Here is a 19,226-nt window from a genome sequence, read left to right as displayed (position 1 = left end):
GGCGGCGATCAGGACGCCAGGACGCGCGAGCTGGTACGCCGCCTGGAGCGGGGAGAGTTCCCCCACCTCACAGATGCCGCCGTGAGTTCCGAACAGCCCGCCGCCCGAGGAAAGTTCGGAATGTGCGGCCGGCTTGACGTCTACGCGAACTGAGGACCATGCGCACCTGAGAGTACGGCGTGCACGGCCGGTTCGGCCCGCACCGGAAGGCAGGGTCGGATGGGCGGTGCGGGCACAGGGGACGGACACGGTCCGCCTACTCAGCGCCCACCCCGGCAGCGGCGCTGGTCACCGCCCGCGGCTGAGACGCCCTGCCGCGGGCGGCTCGGCCGTCGACTCCCGCCAGACGATCCGGAACAGTGAGCCCTCGGTCATCTCGGGCGCGCTGTCCCTCAGACCCGCGATCAGCTTGGCCATGGCCGTACTGCCCAGTTGTTCGAGCTCCACGTCGACGGTGGTCAGGGACGGGGTCATGAACTGACCGACCCCGGCGTTGTCCCAACCAGTCACGCTGAGGTCTCCGGGCACGTCCCAGCCGCGCTCCCGGGCGCCCCGGACGACGCCGGCGGCGACGAGGTCGTTGGCCGCGATCACCGCGGTCGGCCGTGCATGGCTCGGGAGCGACCGTATCGCTTCGATGCCGGACTCTCCCGACCAGTCTCCGTCGAAGACCCCGACGGACTCGACCCCGAGGCGTTCGACGGTGTCCAGATAGCTCTGCTTGCGTGCCCTCGCGGAGGCGAACTGCGCGTCGCCCGCCACATGGAGGAACCGGGAGTGACCGAGCGCCGCCAAGTGCTCGATCATCCGCACCAGGGGCGTGGCGTCAGCCAGCTGCCCGATGCCGCGCATCTCGTCGTCGAAGTCGGCCGAGATCACCACGGCCGTCCTCTGGTGCAGTTTGCTCTCCACGGCGGGAAGCACGGGGGCGAGGGAGAGGATGCCCTCGTACTGTCCCGAATCGGCGAGCTCCAGCAGACGGTCGCTCCTCGCGCGTACGCCGCCCCCGGCGCTCACGACATCCACGAAAAACCCTGCGGCCTGCGCCGTCGCGCTGGCACCCGCCAGCATGCGTGAGGGGTTGAAGGCCATGGCGGGCATGAGGATCGCCAGCCGGCCGGTCTTTCGCGTGCGCATCGACCGCGCCACCAGGTTGGGACGGTAGTCCAGTTCCCGTATGGCCTTCTCCACGCGTTCCAGAGTCGCGGGCTTCAGCCCGCCGTTGAACCGCAGATACCGCGACACCGTCTGGGGTGACACACCGGCGAGCCGCGCCACATCGGTGATCGTAGGCCGTCGTCGCGCCGTGTCAGCGCCATCCATCCGCTTCCCCCACCCTTCCGTCCACGTTCGGTGAAGTCAGAGACTACACACTCTTGACGTAAAAAGTGATCGTTCACTATGGTCCTCGCAACCCAAAGAGTGAACGATCACTTTTCGGGTGACGCGTGGCCCGGGACGGGCCCGCACCATTGTGTGTCGATGCCGCCGCTCAAGGGAGCAGTGCCGTGAGCTCCATCAACGAACTACGCCGGCTGCGCGGGTCCCAACGGGGCGCGCGACAGCAGAACAAGGCGGCGTTCTTCTTCCTACTGCCCTGGTTCGTCGGGCTCTTCGGGATCACTCTCGGCCCGATGCTGGCCTCGCTGTACCTCAGCTTCACCAAGTACAACCTGTTGCAGCCGCCGCAGTTCAGCGGACTCGACAACTGGACTCGCATGCTCGACGACGAGCGTCTGCACAAGTCGCTCGAAGTGACGTTCAGCTACGTCCTCGTCTCCGTCCCGTTGCAGCTGGCGATGGCCCTGGGGCTCGCCCTGGTGCTGGACAAGGGAGTACGGGGTCTTGCCTTCTACCGCTCCGTCTTCTATCTGCCGTCACTGATCGGCGGCAGCGTGGCGATCGCCGTGCTGTGGCGCGCCATGTTCGGGACCAACGGCCTTGTCAACGAGGCCCTGGCCCTCGTCGGTGTCCAGGGGCAGGGCTGGATCTCGGAGCCGGGAACGGCGCTGTCGACCCTCGTCGTCCTGAACGTCTGGACCTTCGGCTCACCCATGGTGATCTTCCTCGCCGGGCTGCGTCAGATTCCGACCTCCCTCTACGAGGCGGCCTCCGTCGACGGCGCGAAGCGCTGGCGCCAGTTCCGCAGCATCACCATTCCGCTGCTGACACCCATCATCTTCTTCAACCTGGTGCTGCAGATCATCCACGCCTTCCAGACCTTCACCCAGGCCTTCGTGGTCTCCGGCGGTACCGGAGGGCCCGCCGACTCCACCCTCTTCTTCTCGCTGTACCTGTACCAGCGCGGGTTCGGCCACTTCGACATGGGGTACGCGTCCGCGCTCGCGTGGGTCCTGCTCCTCATCGTCGCGGCCTTCACCGCCGTCAACTTCTGGGCCTCAAAGTACTGGGTGTTCTACGATGACTGACCGCACCGAAGCCGTACCCCGCTCGCTGCCCGCCCCCCGCCCTCACGCGATACGCCGGGTCAGGCGCGCCGTGCGCGTCCCTCTCAAGCACTGCCTGTTGGCCCTCTGCGCCCTGACGATGCTGTACCCCGTCCTGTGGATGGCCGTCAGCTCGCTGCGTCCCAACAGCCAGATCTTCCGCAGCGCGGGACTCGCCCTGGCGCACCCGCACTTCGAGAACTACACCAACGGCTGGAACGCCTTCTCCCAACCGTTCAGTCACTACATGATCAACTCGGCGATCGTCGTGACCGGCGCGATACTCGGGAACCTACTCGCCTGCTCCCTGGCCGCGTACGCGTTCGCCCGGCTCGAGTTCAAGGCGAAGCGCGTGTGGTTCGCCATCATGCTCGTCACCATCATGCTGCCGATCCACGTGATCATCGTGCCCCAGTACGTCCTGTACTCGGAGCTCGGCTGGGTCAACACGTTCCTGCCCCTGATCGTGCCGAAGTTCCTGGCGACCGACGCCTTCTTCATCTTCCTCATGGTGCAGTTCATCCGGGGCATCCCGCGCGAGATCGACGAGGCCGCACGGATCGACGGCGCCGGGCACGCGCGGATCTTCTTCTCTCTCATCCTGCCGCTGATGGTCCCGGCTCTGGCGACCACGGCGATCTTCACCTTCATCTGGACCTGGAACGACTTCTACACCCAGCTCATTTACCTGACCGACCCGGACATGTACACCACGCCCCTCGCGCTGCGCACCTTCGTCGACCAGCAGACCGCGACGGACTGGGGCTCGGTGTTCGCCATGAGTGTCGTGTCGCTCGTTCCTGTCTTCCTCGTCTTCCTCGCAGGGCAACGCTTCCTGCTGCGAGGCATCGCGACCACCGGCGGCAAGTAACCGCGGGGGCTACTGCCGGACACGCGGAGGCGACCGAGTCATGGCCGTTCGGGAGCACCGCAGGGCATCAACCCGACCCACCCTTCAGGAACAGGACAAGCACATGAACCCCAGCCCCTTCAGACGCGTCGCGATCGGAGCGGTGGTCTCACTCTCGCTCGCACTGACCGCCTGCTCCGGCAGCAGCACCGGGTCCGCTCCCAAGCTCGGCGACAAGCCGGTCACCATCCGCGCCACCTGGTGGGGAGCGGACGCCCGCGCCAAGCTCACCGACGAGGTCATCAAGGCGTTCGAGAAGAAGTACCCCAACATCAAGGTCAAGGGCCAGTACAAGGACTGGAACGGCTACTGGGACGCGCTCGCCACGACGACCGCTGCCAAGGACTCGCCCGACGTCGTCCAGATGGACGAGCTGTATCTCGCCTCGTACGCCGACCGCGGAGCGCTGTACGACCTCGGCAAGGCCAAGAAGCTCCTCAGCACCTCGCAGTTCGACGACCAGGCCCTGGCCACCGGACAGATCGACGGAACACAGTACGCGCTTCCCGTCGGCGTCGGCGTCATGTCCATCCTCGTGAACACCGACCTGTTCAAGAAGTACGGAGTGAAGGTCCCCGACGACAAGACGTGGACGTGGGACGACTACGCCAAGATCGGGAAGCAGCTCACCGACAAGAGCCACGGCAAGATCCACGGTGCGGCCGGCGCGCCCGGCTTCTCCGCCGGCGATGTCAAGTACTGGGCTCGTCAGCACGGTGAAAACCTCTTCGACAAGGACGGCAACGTCTCGCTGAAGCCCGAGACGCTCGCCGGCATGTGGAAGTACGGTCTGGACCTGCTCTCCTCCGGGGCCAGCGTCAATACGTCGACGATGGTCGAGGACCTGACCGCGGGTGTCACGGCCGGCAGCTTCGCCACCGGCAAGGCGGCCATGATGGGGGCGTACAACACCCAGATCACCGCAATCCAGCAGGCCGCGGGCGCCCATGTGCAACTGCTGCAGATGCCTCGTGTCGGCGACACCAAGGCGAACTTCTTCAAGCCCTCCATGTACTGGGCGGTCTCGAGCCAGAGCGCGCACCCGGCCGAGGCTGCCGCGTTCATCAACTTCATGCTCAACGACCCCAAGGGCGCCGACATCCTGAAGACGGAGCGCGGAATCCCCGCCAACAAGGAGATGCTGAAGCACCTCCAGCCGACTCTGGCCGGGACCGACAAGGCGGCAGCCGACTACATGAACGCCGTGACCCCGGGTGAGTCGCCGGTCGTGACACCCAACGGAGGAAGCGGCATCGAACCGGAGCTGCAGCGCTACAGCCAGGAGGTCTACTTCAAGAAGACCTCGCCCGAAGCCGCCGCGAAAGCCTTCATCAAGGAGCTGCAGGGCGAGATCGACGCCGCCAAGTGACCTCCTTCCGGGGGCCGTCGTCGCTGCCCACGGCCCCCGGGAGGCCCCACGGGAAGTGGGGCAGCAACCAAGAGAGAGAAAACACTCATGCCCAGCCCCCGGCCGCCGTACCGCGTGGCCATCATCGGCACCGGCGGTATCGCCCACGCTCATGCCGAAGCCCTCACCGAACTCTCCGAACGTGCCCGGCTGGTCGCCGTCGCCGACCTCGACCCCAGCCGCGCCGCCGAGTTCGCCGACCGATTCTCCGTACCGCACGTCTTCAACGACCCGCAGGCTCTGCTGGAGAGCGAAGACCTCGATCTCGTACACATCTGTACGCCCCCGCATACCCACGTACCGCTGGCATCCATGGTGATGCAGGCCGGCGTCACCGCCTTGGTGGAGAAGCCGACGGCACTGAGCCTGCGCGAGATGGACCAACTGGCCACGGTGCAGGAGCAGACCGGCTCCAAGGTTCTGACCGTCTTCCAGCACCGCTACGGCGCGGCGGCGGTACGCCTGCGCCGGCTGGCCCGGGCCGGCGCACTGGGCCGGCCGCTGGTCGCCACCTGCGAGACCCTCTGGTACCGGCCCGACGCGTACTTCGAGGTGCCGTGGCGGGGGCGCTGGGACGTCGAGGGAGGCGGCCCGACCATGGGACACGGCATCCATCAGTTCGACCTGATGCTGTCGGTTCTCGGCCCCTGGTCGCAGATCACCGCACTCGCCGACCGCCAGACCCGGCCCACGGACACCGAGGACGTCTCGATCGCCGCCGTCCGGTTCGACAACGGAGCCCTCGCGACGGTGGTCAACTCCCTGTTGTCCTCCCGGGAGACCTCGCGCCTGCGCTTCGACTTCGAGTACGCCACGGTCGAACTCGAGCACCTCTACGGCTACCGCGAGGAACACTGGCGGTTCACGCCGGCCCCCGGCCACGAGGAGCTCTCGGACCTCTGGACCAATGGTGACGAGCCGGACATCACGAGCGGCCACCGGCTCCAGATCGAGGCCGTGTTCGATGCCTGGGAGGCCGGTGAGGAACCCGGCGTCTGCCTGCTGGACGCGCGTCGCACGCTGGAGTTCGCGGCGGCGACGTACGCCTCGGCCTTCCGCGGTGTCCGCATCGCCGCGGGCGAACTGACCGACGACGACCCGTTCGCGGAAAGCATGGACGGCGGCGCCGTGCCGTGGGAACCGGTCAAGGAGGCCCTCGTATGAACGCTCTTGAGATCCGCCACGACCTCGGCACCTCGGTCACGGTCCGCGACGGCGGCACCGAGCTGTTCCGCTACGTGTACCAGCCTGACACCGTCCAGCTGGAATCCCCCAAGCCCTACATCCATCCCCTGCGCACCCGGGCCGGCAAGGTGGTCAGTCTGTTCCGTCCCCACGACCACGTGTGGCACAAGGGCATCGCCTGGTCCCTGCCCCACGTCGGCGAGGAGAACTTCTGGGGCGGTCCCACGTACATCCACGGACGCTTCTACGTCCAGCTGCAGAACAACGGAACCCAGGCCCACCGCCGGGTCGTTGCCCTGGACAGGGCCGACGGAACGGCGACGTTCACTCACGACCTGGACTGGACCACCCAGTCCGGCACGCTCTTCTTCACCGAACGCAGGACGCTGCGAGCGAGCCTGATCTCCCCGCACGCTTGGGCGTTGACGTTCGAGACGCGGATGACGAATGTCTCCGGAACGGACGTCGCCATGGGATCGCCGACCACCAAGGGACGGGAGAACGCCGGCTACGGCGGCCTGTTCTGGCGCGGCCCGCGGTCATTCACCGGCGGACAGTTCGTGACCGAGGAAGGCATGGGTGGCGACGAGGTCCGTGGGCGGCGCATGGAGTGGATGGGCTTCGCGGGCCGCCACGACGAGACGGACGCGCAGTCGCTCGTGCTCGTGGTCGACGACGCCGCCAACCCGAGTCACCCTCCGCAGTGGTTCGCCCGGACCGAGGAGTTCGCCTGTCTCAACCCGGCACCGTTCTTCAGCGAGGAACTGACCGTCGAGAACGGCGCGACCGTGCGGTTCCGCTACGGCGTCGGGATCGCCGACGCCGACGCCGACGCGGCTCCCGCACTCGCCGACGCGGTACGACGGGCGCTCACGCGGTCGGATACGCCGTCCGCACGTGCCGGAGAATCCGCTTCGGGCCGCTTCGCGACGGAGTGAGCCGACCCTGCTCGCTATGTAAAGCCCTGGCGTGCACTCCTCGCTCACCCAGGAGTGCACGCCTTCCTCGCCACCCTGGCTGCTGCGATCGCCGTAGACGCAGGTGCCTGCGAACGGCAGCGAGGAAGTACCAGACACGTACGAGCATGATGTCGGCCCTGATTGTCCGCTCGAACGCAGGACGGCCCCCGCCTACGTCACCTTTCGCCCGTTGATGCCACAGGCACCGGCTCGTCGAGGACTGCCGCCACATGACCCGCCGGTGCGAGGCCGACCTGCTCGACTGCGGGCACGCAGTGGTGCGCGTACACACCCCGCTGATGGCCGGCGCACGACGCTCAGCCCGGGAGCGCGGGAAGTCCGACCCGATCGATGCCGAGGCGGTGGCCCGGGTCGCTCCGCGCGAGCCCGATCTGCCCAAGGCATGCCTGGACGGCCCGAGTCGGGATTTCAAGCTGTTGGTCTACCAACGGCGCCCGGTGGCCCAGCGCACCGCAATCGGCAACAAGCTGCGCTGGTTTCTGCACGAACTCGCCCCGGAGCTGGCCGTCGCCTCTCGCGGCCTGCACCGCCCGTGCATCCTGGACCACCTGGCCCAAGCCTTGATCCAGCGTCACGGGACGCTCGCGGCCATCGCTGCCGAACTGGTCGCGGACTGCCGCCGTCTCTCACTTGTGGAGCTGCAGCCGTCGTGGAGTGCATCCTCGTGTACGCGCGTGGCCCCAAGTAGTTCCATAACCTCGATGACGTTGCACCGGGTCGATACTGTCCGGGCCGCCTCCACTTCGTCGTAGTGACGAGTCGTCACGAAGGGCGACGGCCAGCACCTCGTTCTTGCCCGACCCGGCGCTGACGATGACGAACGCCCACATCGCCCAACGCGCCGCGTCCCCCGCAAGCACGGTGCCAAGGATGACTGTTCTCGCTGCCGTCACCCTCCAAGTGCAGCGGTGTAACACACCTGGGCACTGCCGGGGCGCCTTCACCTGCGCGCGGAGATCCCGCCTGGTGGAGCAATCGCGGCGGAGCTACACCCGGCGATTTCACAACCGTTACAGTGATGGCGACCTTGTCCACCGCGCCGGAGCCCACCTTGCCGAACCTGTCCCACCTCGAGGAGATCTTCTCCGACGAGGGTGACGGCGCCGTCGGCCCCGTGCGATCGCCCGGCTGGCAAAGCAACGTCTCGCCGCAGGGACTCACGGTGACATTGATCGCCGACTACACGTTCCCCGTCCGGGCGTGGTTGCCGTCGGCGGCGATCGTGGCATTGCTCGGCGAGTTCCACGTGACCGCGGGCGCCGCCCGTACGACGATCAGCAGGCTGATGCGCCGTGGGGTGCTGGAGAGCAGCCGGCAAGGGCGGTACAGCTCCTACCGGCTGACGTCGCAGGCCGCCGTCGACCTGTGGAGCGGCGCCAGCTCGATCGCCACCTTCACCACCCAACCCGACTCGTGGGACGGTCGGTGGACACTGATCGCCTTCTCCGTCCCGGAACAGGAGAGCACGCGGCGGCGCGCACTGCGCACCGCGCTGCGCTGGCGCGGATTCGCGCCGCTGTACGACGCGCTCTGGGTGTCGCCGCACCCCCTGACCCCCAAGGGGCGGATCGAGGTGGCCGACCTGGCGCGGGGAGCGGTGACCGTGTTCCGCGCGCGGCAGGAGGAACTGGACACGGAGGTCGACCGCAACCCGGTCCAGGCGTGGGACCTGCCCGGCATCGCCGAGCACTACCGGGCTTTCATCGACCGTTGGAGCGGCTTGCTTGCGCACATCAGCGCCGACCGCGTCACCGGTGCCGCCGCGGTGCGCGCACGGACCGAGGTCATGCACGCCTACCGGCACTTCCCCATTCTGGACCCCCTGCTCCCCGTCGGGCTCCTGCCGCCCGGCTGGCCCCGGTCGCGGGCGCGGGAAGTCTGCGTCGCGGTGTACGACGGTCTGCTCCAGCCGGCCCAGGACCACGTCCGCTCCGTGGTGACCTCATTCGCGCAGGGACCGCACCCCGACATCAGGGCCCATACGATCGCCGGCATGAGTGCGGGTATCGGCCACGGCTGACGGCGGGCCGCCGCGAGTGTGATCGGGCGGGCCTCGAAGACGTCACACCGTGCCCTCTGCGCCTGCGATCTGTCGAATGCGCGTCGAAGACAACAGAGTTGAGCGCCAATGATTGACAGATCGGCACCCGATCGGGAATGTACCTGTTGCAAGACATGTGGGAACGCTCCCAGAGGCGCAGCACAGACGAGTGGGAGGAGAGGCACCCCTGCGCCGTTTCCGCAGAATCAACACCTCGCCGTCAGATAGGCGGGCGGGCGCGAAGGGGCTGCTCCCTCAACGAGTCACGGTTCGGCCGGTGTTCAGCGGCTCGCCGCGTCTCTGCCGGCAAGGCCACACCACGCCGATGACCACCACGGACAGGGCCGGAACGTCCTCCACCGTGCGCGATTCGCCGACCTGACCACCCCCACGACTACTCCCCCACCACCTAGGTCAGTCTCACCGCCGCGGCATCACCGACGCCTCTTCCCGGCACCTGACCGAGCAGCGCTCCGCACACCCCCACACCCGGAGTCCTCATGACCATGCAACGGCGTAGTTTCCTCACCCTGAGCGCAGCCGGAGCCGCGGGCGTAGGCATGTCCCTGCTCGGCACGGGACACGCAGGTGCCACCGCGAGCGCCGGCGCTCCGACCCAGCGGTTCGCGGTCGGAGTACGTCAGTACGCCTGGAGCCGCGGCAGCCGCCGGTGGACCACCTACGTCTACTACCCCGCCACGGGCACTCCCGGTGGCTCCCCGGTCACCAGCGCCCCCGTCGCCCAGGGCGTCTTCCCGGTCTGCGAGTTCATGCACGGCTTCAGCAGCAGCCCGCAGAAGTCCCTGGCGATCATCCGCCCCCTGGCCGAGGCCGGCTTCATCGTCCCCGCCCCCCACTTCGCCAACCTCAGCGGCCAAGACGTCTACAACGGCAACCAGTCCAAGGACGTCTCCGAAGTCATCACCCGGACCCTCGCCCTCAACACGGCCGGCGACCCGCTGGCCGGCCACATCAACACGGCGGTCGGGGTCGGCGTCTCCGGCCACTCGATGGGCGGCATGACCACCCACGGCCTGCTGACCGCCTGGCCGGACACACGGATCACCGCCGCGATCCCCATGTCCTGCGTGGACATGGGCAACCCGAGCCCGGCGGTCCGCGCCAAGGTCCTGTTCACGCACGGCGACCGGGACGGAACGTGCCCGATCTCCTCCGCCCGCCAGGCGTACCGGGAACTGCCCGCCGCCAAGGCGTTCCTCACCTTCCGCGGCGCCGGCCACAGCAACTACTTCGGCGACTCCCGGACCGTCAACACGTTCGTGGACTGGATGCGGTGGAGTCTGTGCGGCGACACCGCGGCCCGCGACCACCTTCACGCCGACGCCACCTCCAGCACGACCACCTGGGAATCCGCCCTGAGCTGAGGAGCAACCACGAACGGCCCGGGTGCGCGCGGCTGCCGTGATCGCCGCGCATCCGGGCGGTGCAGGGTTCGTGGCCGCCCACGGACGCCCGTGAGGTCAGCCGCTGCGCAATCGACTGTGCTCGTTTCCAGGCCGGCGTGGACGGCACCGCCCGAACAGCCGGCGGCTCCGGCCGCTCCCACTCGTACAAATAGATCCACTTGGGGGTCCGACGCCCTCAAGGACGCAAGAGAGGAAAGCTCATGGCTTCACTAGCAGGGAAGATCAGAGTCATTTTCCTTGCCGTCCTGTTGGCAGTTGCCGCATCGGTGTACGGCACGGCGCCGCAGGCATCGGCCGACACCGCGGCACAGTCGAGCGCTTCACAGATCGTGGCCGACATGGGCGCGGGATGGAATCTGGGGAACCAACTCGAAGCCACGACCAACGGATACCCCAGCGAAACAGCGTGGGGCCAGCCGACGGTGACACAGGCCCTCATCGACAAAGTGAGGGCGGCAGGGTTCAAGACGATCAGGATCCCTGTCTCCTACCTGGGATACATAGGGCCCGGCCCGAATTACACGATCAACGCCTCCTGGCTGAACAGAGTCCAGGAAGTCGTCAACTATGCCTACAACAGGGGTCTGCATGTGCTGATCAACATGCACGGCGACGGGTACAAGAGCGTCAACGGCTCCTGGCTGATCTGCGATTCACCTTCCCAGGCGACGATCAAGGCCAAGTACGAGAAAGCTTGGCAGCAGATCGCGAACAGGTTCAAGAACTACGACCAGCGCCTGATCCTGGAGTCCATGAACGAGGAGTTCGACGGGCAGTACGGCCGCCCGACCCAACCGTGCTACTCGAACATCAACAGCTACAACCAGATCTTCGTGGACACCGTGCGGAAAACGGGCGGAAACAACAGTTCGAGGTGGCTGCTCGTGGCCGGCTGGAACACGAACATCGATTACACCGCGGGGAACTACGGCTTCGCGCTTCCGTCCGACCAGTACCGCTCCCCCTCCGTTCCCGCGAATGAGCGACGGATCATGATCTCCGTTCATCACTACAGCCCCTGGGACTTCGCCGGAGAGGAAAGCGGCACCATCACGCAATGGGGTCGAGCAGCGACCAACCCATCAAGGACGTCGACCTGGGGACAGGAGGACTATCTCGACGCGCAACTCAAGATGATGCGCGATGTGTTCGTCACGAAGGGGTATCCGGTAGTGGTGGGCGAATACGGTGCCATCGACAAGTCATCGTTCGATTCGTCGAACAACAGGTATCGCGCGGACTTCGCACGGGCCGTCGTGGCCACGGCCAAGAAATACGGCGCGGCCACCGTCTACTGGGACAACGGCGCAACCGATCGGTACGGGTTCGGGCTGTTCAACCGGCGCTCCCTCACGGTCACCCAGCAGGGCATCATCAACGCCATCATGACCGGCGTCAGCGGCAGTGTTGCCGGCTCCGGCCTTCCGTCCGGCACGTAGCAGGACCCGAATCTCGGCGACGGGTACGTACCTCTGCATACCTCGCGGGCGCGCAGTTGGGCAGGGTGGCCATGCCACACGGTGTGCCATTCCGTCAACTGCGCGCCGACCAGCCGGAAAAGCTACCCTGCTCCGCATCTGGGAGCACGTTCGGCAAACGGACGACAGCGATGTCTTCACATGGAGCGACCGACGACGAGGTGTCTGCCGGACTGACCGGCGCGCCGAGCTCAAGGAGCTTCTGCGGTCTTTCAGACTGCGCCTGACCGAGGAGGAACGGGACCATCTCCGGCCGACCCAGCCCAACCGGAACCACACACCACGGGTGGCACCCCGCCGCAGCGACTTCGGCCCACCGTCCGGCACCTCCTCGACAGGCTCGGCGTGCCCGCCTTCGCCGCCGGCGCCGGGACATCCGGCGCCTGCTCGATGCCGTTCACCGCCGCGCGCGCCGTGTAACCGGCCGAGTCCGGGGCGCCGGCGTCCGAGTAGTTCGTCGAGGTGGTCAGAGGCGAGGAGGGGAGGAAGATTCATTGATAGCCCGTCAAGCATTCTGTTGGCTCTCTCTGTTCGAGTGTGTGCGGGTGCGAGCCAACGAGAGGTCCCGTGCGCGGCCCCGTCCTCAGCGCCGCACTCCTCCTGAAAGGGGCACCTGAACTGGGCTGTCCCCCGCCATATCGGACAGCTCACGGCCGAGGCACGGCGAGCCCCCGAGCCACAGGATCGCACTGCTTCTTCCATGGATTGGTGAGCAATGGTTGACAGCTTGGTGCCCGATCGAGAAGCTGCGTGATGCACCTCAAGTTCGTCGTGATGTGATTGCGCACTTCCGTCGCAACAGCTCTGTGATCGCTCACAGTCACGACCTGGAGGAGCGCCCTGGCACGCCAAGGCCGCCCCCTTCGACACGTGCCACTCGTAAGCACTCCAGCCTCAGTTGTTGCCACTCCGAGGAAGGCGCATCGGCTGGGATCGCACGCGGCTACACGAACTCCTCGGGCCTGAGCGTCAGTTGCCCCATGCACCCGCCTCGCTCCTGAAGGTCTCTCTGACCCGCTCTCCGCCGCCCGCGACGTCTCACCTGCGGCCGACGCAAGGAAAGGACCGACCATGTCCCCGCAACCCCCCACACCAGTTGCCGGGCGCATCACCCGGCGAACCCTGCTCAAGGCCACCACCGCCACCGCCGGGGCGCTCGCCACCGCCGTCGCGTTCGCCGAACTCGAGACGCCCGCCGAGGCCGCGGCGAGCTTCGTCAAGGGCGTCGACATCAGCTGGGCACCTCAGATGGAGGCGCGCGGCTACTCCTGGAAGAACGCCGGCGGGCAGACCCAAGACCTGCTGACCATCCTCGAGGGGTACGGCATCACCGCCGTACGCCTGCGTACGTTCGTCACCCCTTCCAGCGACCCGGCCAACGGGCACTGCGGCATCAACGAGGTGGCCGCCTTCGCCAAGCGGGTCAAGGCCGCCGGCATGTCGATCATGCTGGACTACATGTTCGGCGACACCTGGAACTCCGTCGGTGTGCAGAACCCGCCCGCGGCCTGGCGGAACATGAGCTACAGCCAGATGCGCACCGCGATGGGCACGTACGTGAACCAGACCATGACGGTCATGAGGAACAACGACGTGCTCCCCACCTGGGTGCAGATCGGCAACGAGATCAACAGCGGCATCTGCCGCCCAGTCGGCAGCGTCTCCAGCCCGGCGCAGCTCACCGGACTACTCAACGCCGCATACGACAAGGTCAAGGCGGTGTCACCGAACTCGACCGTGTGTATTCACCTGGCCCAGCCGCAGAAGTACGACGTGATGACGACGTTCTTCAGTCGCTTCGCCGCAAACGGCGGGAAGTGGGACATGTCGGTTTTCTCCTCCTACGGCAGCGCCGACCTCGCGGCCGGGATCGTCGGGAACATGAGGAGGATCTCCGACGCCTACGGCAAACCGTTCCTGCAGAGCGAGTTCGGTGGTCGGGTGGACCGCGCGTCCTCCACCCAGGCCTCGCTGGTCGCCTACATCAAGGCCCTCAAGACCAATGGCGGGCAGGGCATCTTCTACTGGGAGCCGGAGTGCATGTCCCCGTTCACCGGCTACAACATGGGCGCCTGGGACTCCTCCAGCAAGCGGCCCACCGCGATCATGAACGGCTTCACTCAGGCCTGAGCAACGGGCCATGGACCTCGACCCGGGCAACTCTCCGGTCAAGAACTGGGATTGGTGATTGTAATGGGCATGACATTGAGTCTCGAAGGGCACGGGGTCAGGCTGGGAGCAGTGGGTCTGCTGACCCTTGCGATGCTGGTCGGCACCGGTGCGGCGCATGCCGATGCCGCCACGCGGGCACTGCCGTCCGGTTGTTCCGGCACTGCGCCGATCAAGTGTCACTACGCGGTCTCACCCGGCAACTACGACGTGACGGTCTCCCTCGGTGGTGCCGCTGCCGCCGCGACCGACATGTGGGTGGAGGCCCGGCGCCTGATGCTTCCGGCGACGAAGACGGCGGCCGGTGCCGCCGCAACGTACTCGTTCACGGTCAACGTGCGGCAGCCGGAGGGGCAGCCGACCGGCCAGGGCGGCACCGGAAACCCCGGTCTTGACATCCGGTTCGCGGGGACCAACCCGCAGGTGTCGGCCGTCTCCGTGAAACCGGCGACCCAGCCGCTGGTCGCCTACCTGGCCGGTGACTCGACCGTGTGCGACCAGCCCGTGGCCCCGTACACGGGATGGGGCCAGATGATCACGCCGGCGGTGGGTCCCGGAGCGTCCGTCGCCAACTACGCGGACTCGGGGGAGAGTTCGGGCAGCTTCCTGAGGAACTCGGCGCTCTTCCCGGCGCTACTGCCGAAGGTCAAGGCGAACGACGCGGTCTTCATCCAGTTCGGCCACAACGACAAGCAGACCAGCGCGTCGGCCTTCCGAAGCAACCTCACCTCCATGATCACGCAGGTCCGTGCGAAGGGCGGCGTCCCGGTTCTGGTGACCCCGCCGGTCCGCCGGCAGTTCAACGGCAGTCGGCTCACGCCCACAGCACTGCACGTCAACGGCCTCGGAGTGAACCTGCCCGCCGAGATGCGCCAGGTCGGCACGGCGCAGAACGTGCCAGTGATCGATCTGACCACCAAGAGCAAGACGCTGGTCGAGTCCCTCGGCCCGTCCGCCTCCGCACAACTCTTCCTGCGCTCATCCGTCGACGGTGTCACGGACAACACCCACTTCTCGCAGTACGGCGCGAGCCAGATGGGCGGGCTGGTGCTCCAGAGCATCCGCGAGCAGCGCCTGCCTCTGGCCGCGTACCTGCGCTGACCGACGCCCGGCGCCAGTCCCAAGGAGGGACCCGTTGAGGAACTTACGGATTCTCATCACGACCGCGCTCGTGATCGCCTTGTCGAGCCTCGGTGTCAGCGCCGCATCCGCGGCGGACCACGTCGCCACGAACTGCACCAGTGCCTCCCGCGCCCAGGTCCCGGCCGCACGGGCGATCGCCGCGCCGGTCACCGTGTGGCTGGCCGGCGACTCCACCATGGCCAACCCGAGTTCCGGCCGTTGTCCGGTCGGCTGGGGCAGCCAGTTCGACGCCCTGTTCAACAGCGACGTGACCGTCAAGAACCAGGCGGTGGGAGGCCGCAGCATCCAGACCTGGCTGTACGAGGGGAACGTGAGCAGCGCCAAGGGCTCGGACGGTGAGTGCCGCCTCACGTCCACCACGTACTCGTCCCGCTGGCAGGCGATGCTGAACTCGAGCACCGGAATGAAGGCCGGTGACTACCTGTTCATCCAGTTCGGCATCAACGACTCCTCCTCGACCTGCCCCCGGCACGTCGGCCCGGCCCGGTACCGACAGCTGATGACCACGATGGCCCAGGCCGCCCTGGCCCGGGGCGCGCACCCGGTGCTGCTCACCCCGGTGGCTGCGATCACCTGCTCCGGCGGCACAGCGACCAAGAACCGCGGCTTCGTCAATGAGACCTTCGCCGCCGGATCCGCCACCAGGGCCCCCGTCATCGACCTGCAGATGCTCAGTGTCTCGCTCTACAACAGTCTGCGCTTCTGCCCGAACAACGGTGACTACGGAGGCAGCGGTCCCCTGGGCACCTTCTTCTGCAACGACCACACCCACTTCGACACCTACGGCGCCCAGCGGGTCGCAGGGCTCGTCGCCGGTGACGTGCGCCGCCAGAACCTCCCGCTCGCCGCGTATCTCGGGTAGCACGCGGCGGTGGGCCCGAACCGGTGGTGACAGGAGGCCTCTCCATGGATGAATCACGGCTGGTCGGCTCGACAGTTGCGGTGGTTCCGGAACCGGCGTGCGAGTTGGAGACCTCGCGGCCGGTCGACATGACGTGCCCGCCGTACTCCACCACCCACCCAACGGCCAACGCAGCCCGGACACGCACAGGACTCCCGCCAGTTCGCCGTTGAGGTCCGCACTGCCACTCGTGGGCTGGGCAGCGATGTGTGCAGCGTGTCGGCGGCAGTGCTGAGCCTCCTCGAACACGCCGCCCCCGTTCAACCAGAGCAGCTGTTTCGCGATGTCTGTTCGGCCCCCGCCCGAGCGATCAGGGAGTGGGCCGCTCGCTCGGAAGGTGGCACACGCGTCCATGACAGTGCCAGGAAGACGGTCTACTCGGGAGATGACGCTGTGAGAACCGCGAAGTTCGGCACCCCTGCTCTCCTGCTCTCGGTGGTCACGGCGAGTTCCGTCGCCATGCCCCCCGGCTCGGCGTCCGCGAGCGCCGCGGCGGCCGGAAACACCTACTACGTCGCCCCGAACGGGAACGACGGAGCAGCTGGTACGCAGGCCGCTCCGTGGGCATCGATCGCCCGTGCACAGGCCGTCGCCAAAGCGGGCGACACGGTCTACTTCCGGGGCGGCACCTACGCCTACACCCGCGCGAACAGCGCCTGTCCGAGCCAGACCGCCAAGGTCGAGGCGATCACCCTCAACAAGAGCGGCAGCTCGGGCAACCCGATCCGGTACTGGGCCCATCCGGGCGAGAAGCCGGTCTTCGACTTCTCGCGGATGACGGACAACTGCCGCATCAAGGGCTTCAACGTCACCGGCAGCTGGATCCACCTCAAAGGACTGGAAGTCAAGGGCGTTCCCCAGAACAACAACCGCAACGCCGAGTCCTGGGGGATCTGGGTTTCCGGCAGCAACGACGTCTTCGAGCAGATCAACACCCACCATCACATGGGTACCGGCCTGTTCATCAGCGGCGGGGCCGGCAACCTCGTCCTCAACTCGGACGCGCATGACAACTACGACCCGCGCAGCAACGACGGGCCCGGCGAGAACGCCGACGGGTTCGGTGCGCACTACACGCCGGTCGGCCGCCCCGCGAACGTGTTCCGGGGTTGCCGATCGTGGTGGAACGCCGATGACGGGTTCGATCTCATCTCCACCTACTCTCCCGTGATCATCGAGAACTCGTGGGCCTGGCGCAACGGGTACGTGCCGGGGACGACGACGCCCTCCGGCAACGGAGCCGGCTTCAAGTCCGGCGGCTACGGGGGCGACTACGAGGCCAACGCGCCGAAGCACACCGTCCGCTCCTCGGTGGCGTTCCTCAACAAGGCGGCCGGCTTCTACGCCAACCACCACCCGGTGGCCAACGACTTCTTCAACAACACCGGCTATGGAAACCACCCCAACTTCAACATGCTGGGAATCGACTCGCGCGGCGCCGCCGTCGGCCGGGGCAACCTGCGCAACAACATCGCCTACACCGGAACGGCGACGTCGAACATGAGCGGCACGAACGCCGCGTACAACTCCTGGAACCTCGGCGTCCCCCTGTCGCACTCCCAGTTCCACAGTGTGTCGACGTCCGGCTGGGACGCGCCCCGCCAGACCGACGGGAACCTGCCCGTGCTGCCCCACCTCCGTCTCGCGGCGAACAGTGCCCTGATCGACAAGGGCACCGACGTGGGACTGCCCTTCAGCGGAAGTGCGCCGGATCTCGGCGCCTTTGAGAGTGACGGAAGGTGACCTCTTGAGGCAACGATCGCGTGTCGTCTCCACGTACTGGAAGTTGGCCGCCGCCACCCTGTTGTCCGTGGCGTTGGCGGCGCCGCTCTCGGCGAGCACCGCCGCGGCAAAGACACCTGCAACGCACACACAGGCAACGAAGCTCCAGGACCAGAGGCCCGCCGCCGCTGGACCGGTGGTGGATCGCGGTCTCGAATACCTGGTGTCCGACTACCAGACGCGCACTCCGACCAAGTACACGGCCGACTCCTGGAAGCCCTTCGCCAAGGCGTTGACCGCCGCGGCCGAGGTCGCCGGCGACACGTCGGCCACCACATCGGACGTCGCCGACGCGAAGACAGCCCTGATGAGCGCCGCCGCCGATCTGAAGACCGCTGACGAGGGCACGTTCCAGACCATCACGAACAACACCTTCTGGAACGACACCGGCGGCAACCCCATCTATTCGCAGGGCGGTGGGGTCTTCAAGTTCGGTGACACCTATTACTGGTACGGCGTGCACTACACCGGCGCCGAGCTCTACCGGGCCAATCCGACGAGGAAGTACGATGGCAACGTCAGCTTCGTCTCGATCCCCGTGTACTCGTCCAAGGACCTGGTGAACTGGAAGTTCGAGAACAAAGTCGCGACGCGCTCGACCAAGATCAACAACGGCGCCACCCTCGGTCAGGCGGGGTGGGTCGGGCGGCTCGGGGTCTCGTACAACGAGAACACCGGCAAGTACGTACTCGCCACCCAGGCCTATGTCGGGGGCGGGCACGGGGTTCTGTTCCTGCAGGGCGACTCACCCACCGACACCTTCGACTACGGCTACTTCCAGTCCCAGATCACCAACTCGCCCACGACCGGCACCGGGGACCAGACCGTCTTCACCGACGACAACGGCAAGGACTACCTGATCTTCTCCAACCGCGAAGGACGCTATCGCGCCTTCGTCAGCGAGCTCAGGGAGTCCGACTCGCTGCGGGCGGAGCCGGGCGTGCAGATCGGCCAGAACTCCTCCGGCCGCGAGGGCAACGCCATGTTCAAACTCGACGGCACGTACTACCACGCGGCGTCGGACCTGCACGGCTGGAACAGTTCGGTCGCGCACGTCCTGGAGTCGACCAGCGGCAACATCCAGGGTTCCTATACCGGCGAGTACACACTTGCCGGCACCGAGATGGACTACAGCCACGTGACCCAGACCGGGTTCTTCGTGACGGTCAAGGGCACCAAGCAGAACACGGTGATCTTCGCCGGCGACCGCTGGGCCGACTTCGCCTGGAACGGCCTCGGGTACAACCAATGGATGCCGGTGACCAAGACCGGCGTCAGGCCACAGTTCCACTCGGTGAGCCAGTGGCAGTTCAACGCCACGACCGGAGAGTGGCGTGTCGGGCCGGCGAACAACT

Annotated in this window: 13 protein-coding genes and 2 pseudogenes; 14 read left to right on the top strand and 1 reads right to left on the bottom strand. The window is 67.0% G+C overall.

What is annotated here, in order from left to right:
- Positions 1 to 288: 288 nt before the first annotated feature.
- The gene (locus ABZ281_RS01900; protein ID WP_356651080.1) at positions 289 to 1,278 is read right to left on the bottom strand and encodes a LacI family DNA-binding transcriptional regulator; all 990 of its coding nucleotides are present in this window, start codon (positions 1,276 to 1,278) and stop codon (positions 289 to 291) included.
- A gap of 230 nt (positions 1,279 to 1,508) precedes the next feature.
- On the opposite strand from ABZ281_RS01900, the gene ABZ281_RS01895 reads away from it, so the two are divergent.
- The 14 genes and pseudogenes from ABZ281_RS01895 to ABZ281_RS01830 all read left to right on the top strand — a co-directional run.
- Positions 1,509 to 2,429: a sugar ABC transporter permease gene (locus tag ABZ281_RS01895; protein ID WP_356651078.1), complete on the top strand. Its 921-nt coding sequence runs from the start codon at positions 1,509 to 1,511 to the stop codon at positions 2,427 to 2,429.
- Positions 2,422 to 3,318 (top strand): carbohydrate ABC transporter permease, encoded by an 897-nt coding sequence (locus ABZ281_RS01890; protein WP_356651076.1) that lies wholly within the window; start codon positions 2,422 to 2,424, stop codon positions 3,316 to 3,318. The genes ABZ281_RS01895 and ABZ281_RS01890 overlap by 8 nt, the downstream gene beginning before the upstream one ends.
- Before the next feature lie 103 nt (positions 3,319 to 3,421).
- Positions 3,422 to 4,726: a sugar ABC transporter substrate-binding protein gene (locus ABZ281_RS01885; RefSeq protein WP_356651074.1), complete on the top strand. Its 1,305-nt coding sequence runs from the start codon at positions 3,422 to 3,424 to the stop codon at positions 4,724 to 4,726.
- Positions 4,727 to 4,813: 87 nt separating this feature from the next.
- A complete protein-coding gene (locus tag ABZ281_RS01880) occupies positions 4,814 to 5,929 on the top strand; it encodes a Gfo/Idh/MocA family oxidoreductase (RefSeq protein ID WP_356651072.1) in 1,116 nt (371 codons plus the stop codon).
- Complete coding sequence (locus ABZ281_RS01875) at positions 5,926 to 6,888, top strand: PmoA family protein (RefSeq protein WP_356651070.1); 963 nt, start codon at positions 5,926 to 5,928, stop codon at positions 6,886 to 6,888. The genes ABZ281_RS01880 and ABZ281_RS01875 overlap by 4 nt, the downstream gene beginning before the upstream one ends.
- A 233-nt stretch (positions 6,889 to 7,121) precedes the next feature.
- Positions 7,122 to 7,454 (top strand): annotated as a pseudogene (locus tag ABZ281_RS01870) (IS110 family transposase); the annotation flags it as partial.
- A 494-nt stretch (positions 7,455 to 7,948) separates the two neighbouring features.
- Complete coding sequence (locus tag ABZ281_RS01865) at positions 7,949 to 8,950, top strand: PaaX family transcriptional regulator C-terminal domain-containing protein (protein WP_356651068.1); 1,002 nt, start codon at positions 7,949 to 7,951, stop codon at positions 8,948 to 8,950.
- 521 nt (positions 8,951 to 9,471) lie between these two features.
- The gene (locus ABZ281_RS01860) at positions 9,472 to 10,356 is read left to right on the top strand and encodes an alpha/beta hydrolase (RefSeq protein ID WP_356651066.1); all 885 of its coding nucleotides are present in this window, start codon (positions 9,472 to 9,474) and stop codon (positions 10,354 to 10,356) included.
- Positions 10,357 to 10,598: 242 nt separating this feature from the next.
- On the top strand, positions 10,599 to 11,837 hold the full coding sequence (locus ABZ281_RS01855; protein WP_356651064.1) for a glycoside hydrolase family 5 protein: 1,239 nt from the start codon (positions 10,599 to 10,601) through the stop codon (positions 11,835 to 11,837).
- Between the two features lie 1,110 nt (positions 11,838 to 12,947).
- The gene (locus ABZ281_RS01850) at positions 12,948 to 14,006 is read left to right on the top strand and encodes a glycosyl hydrolase 53 family protein (RefSeq protein ID WP_356651062.1); all 1,059 of its coding nucleotides are present in this window, start codon (positions 12,948 to 12,950) and stop codon (positions 14,004 to 14,006) included.
- A 111-nt stretch (positions 14,007 to 14,117) separates the two neighbouring features.
- Positions 14,118 to 15,146: a rhamnogalacturonan acetylesterase gene (locus tag ABZ281_RS01845; RefSeq protein ID WP_356651060.1), complete on the top strand. Its 1,029-nt coding sequence runs from the start codon at positions 14,118 to 14,120 to the stop codon at positions 15,144 to 15,146.
- A gap of 34 nt (positions 15,147 to 15,180) precedes the next feature.
- A complete protein-coding gene (locus ABZ281_RS01840; RefSeq protein ID WP_356651058.1) occupies positions 15,181 to 16,050 on the top strand; it encodes an SGNH/GDSL hydrolase family protein in 870 nt (289 codons plus the stop codon).
- A gap of 432 nt (positions 16,051 to 16,482) precedes the next feature.
- Entirely contained in the window at positions 16,483 to 17,832 is a 1,350-nt protein-coding gene (locus ABZ281_RS01835; protein ID WP_356651056.1) for a right-handed parallel beta-helix repeat-containing protein, read from the top strand.
- A 346-nt stretch (positions 17,833 to 18,178) separates the two neighbouring features.
- Positions 18,179 to 18,964, top strand: a pseudogene (locus tag ABZ281_RS01830) (family 43 glycosylhydrolase); the annotation flags it as partial.
- Between the last annotated feature and the right edge of the window lie 262 nt (positions 18,965 to 19,226).

Origin of the sequence: Streptomyces sp. NPDC006265 (assembly GCF_040613555.1) — a bacterium.
Lineage (GTDB): Bacteria > Actinomycetota > Actinomycetes > Streptomycetales > Streptomycetaceae > Streptomyces.
The sequence above is the reverse complement of the archived record's forward strand: the minus strand, read 5'-3'. Positions and strand labels throughout refer to the sequence as shown.

Bases quoted from the DNA above. Each gene is read 5' to 3' on its own strand.
- ABZ281_RS01875 (WP_356651070.1), top strand. From the start codon at position 5,926: ATGAACGCTCTTGAGATCCGCCACGACCTCGGCACCTCGGTCACGGTC.
- ABZ281_RS01865 (WP_356651068.1), top strand. From the start codon at position 7,949: ATGGCGACCTTGTCCACCGCGCCGGAGCCCACCTTGCCGAACCTGTCC.
- ABZ281_RS01885 (WP_356651074.1), top strand. From the start codon at position 3,422: ATGAACCCCAGCCCCTTCAGACGCGTCGCGATCGGAGCGGTGGTCTCA.
- ABZ281_RS01850 (WP_356651062.1), top strand. From the start codon at position 12,948: ATGTCCCCGCAACCCCCCACACCAGTTGCCGGGCGCATCACCCGGCGA.
- ABZ281_RS01880 (WP_356651072.1), top strand. From the start codon at position 4,814: ATGCCCAGCCCCCGGCCGCCGTACCGCGTGGCCATCATCGGCACCGGC.
- ABZ281_RS01890 (WP_356651076.1), top strand. From the start codon at position 2,422: ATGACTGACCGCACCGAAGCCGTACCCCGCTCGCTGCCCGCCCCCCGC.
- ABZ281_RS01855 (WP_356651064.1), top strand. From the start codon at position 10,599: ATGGCTTCACTAGCAGGGAAGATCAGAGTCATTTTCCTTGCCGTCCTG.
- ABZ281_RS01860 (WP_356651066.1), top strand. From the start codon at position 9,472: ATGACCATGCAACGGCGTAGTTTCCTCACCCTGAGCGCAGCCGGAGCC.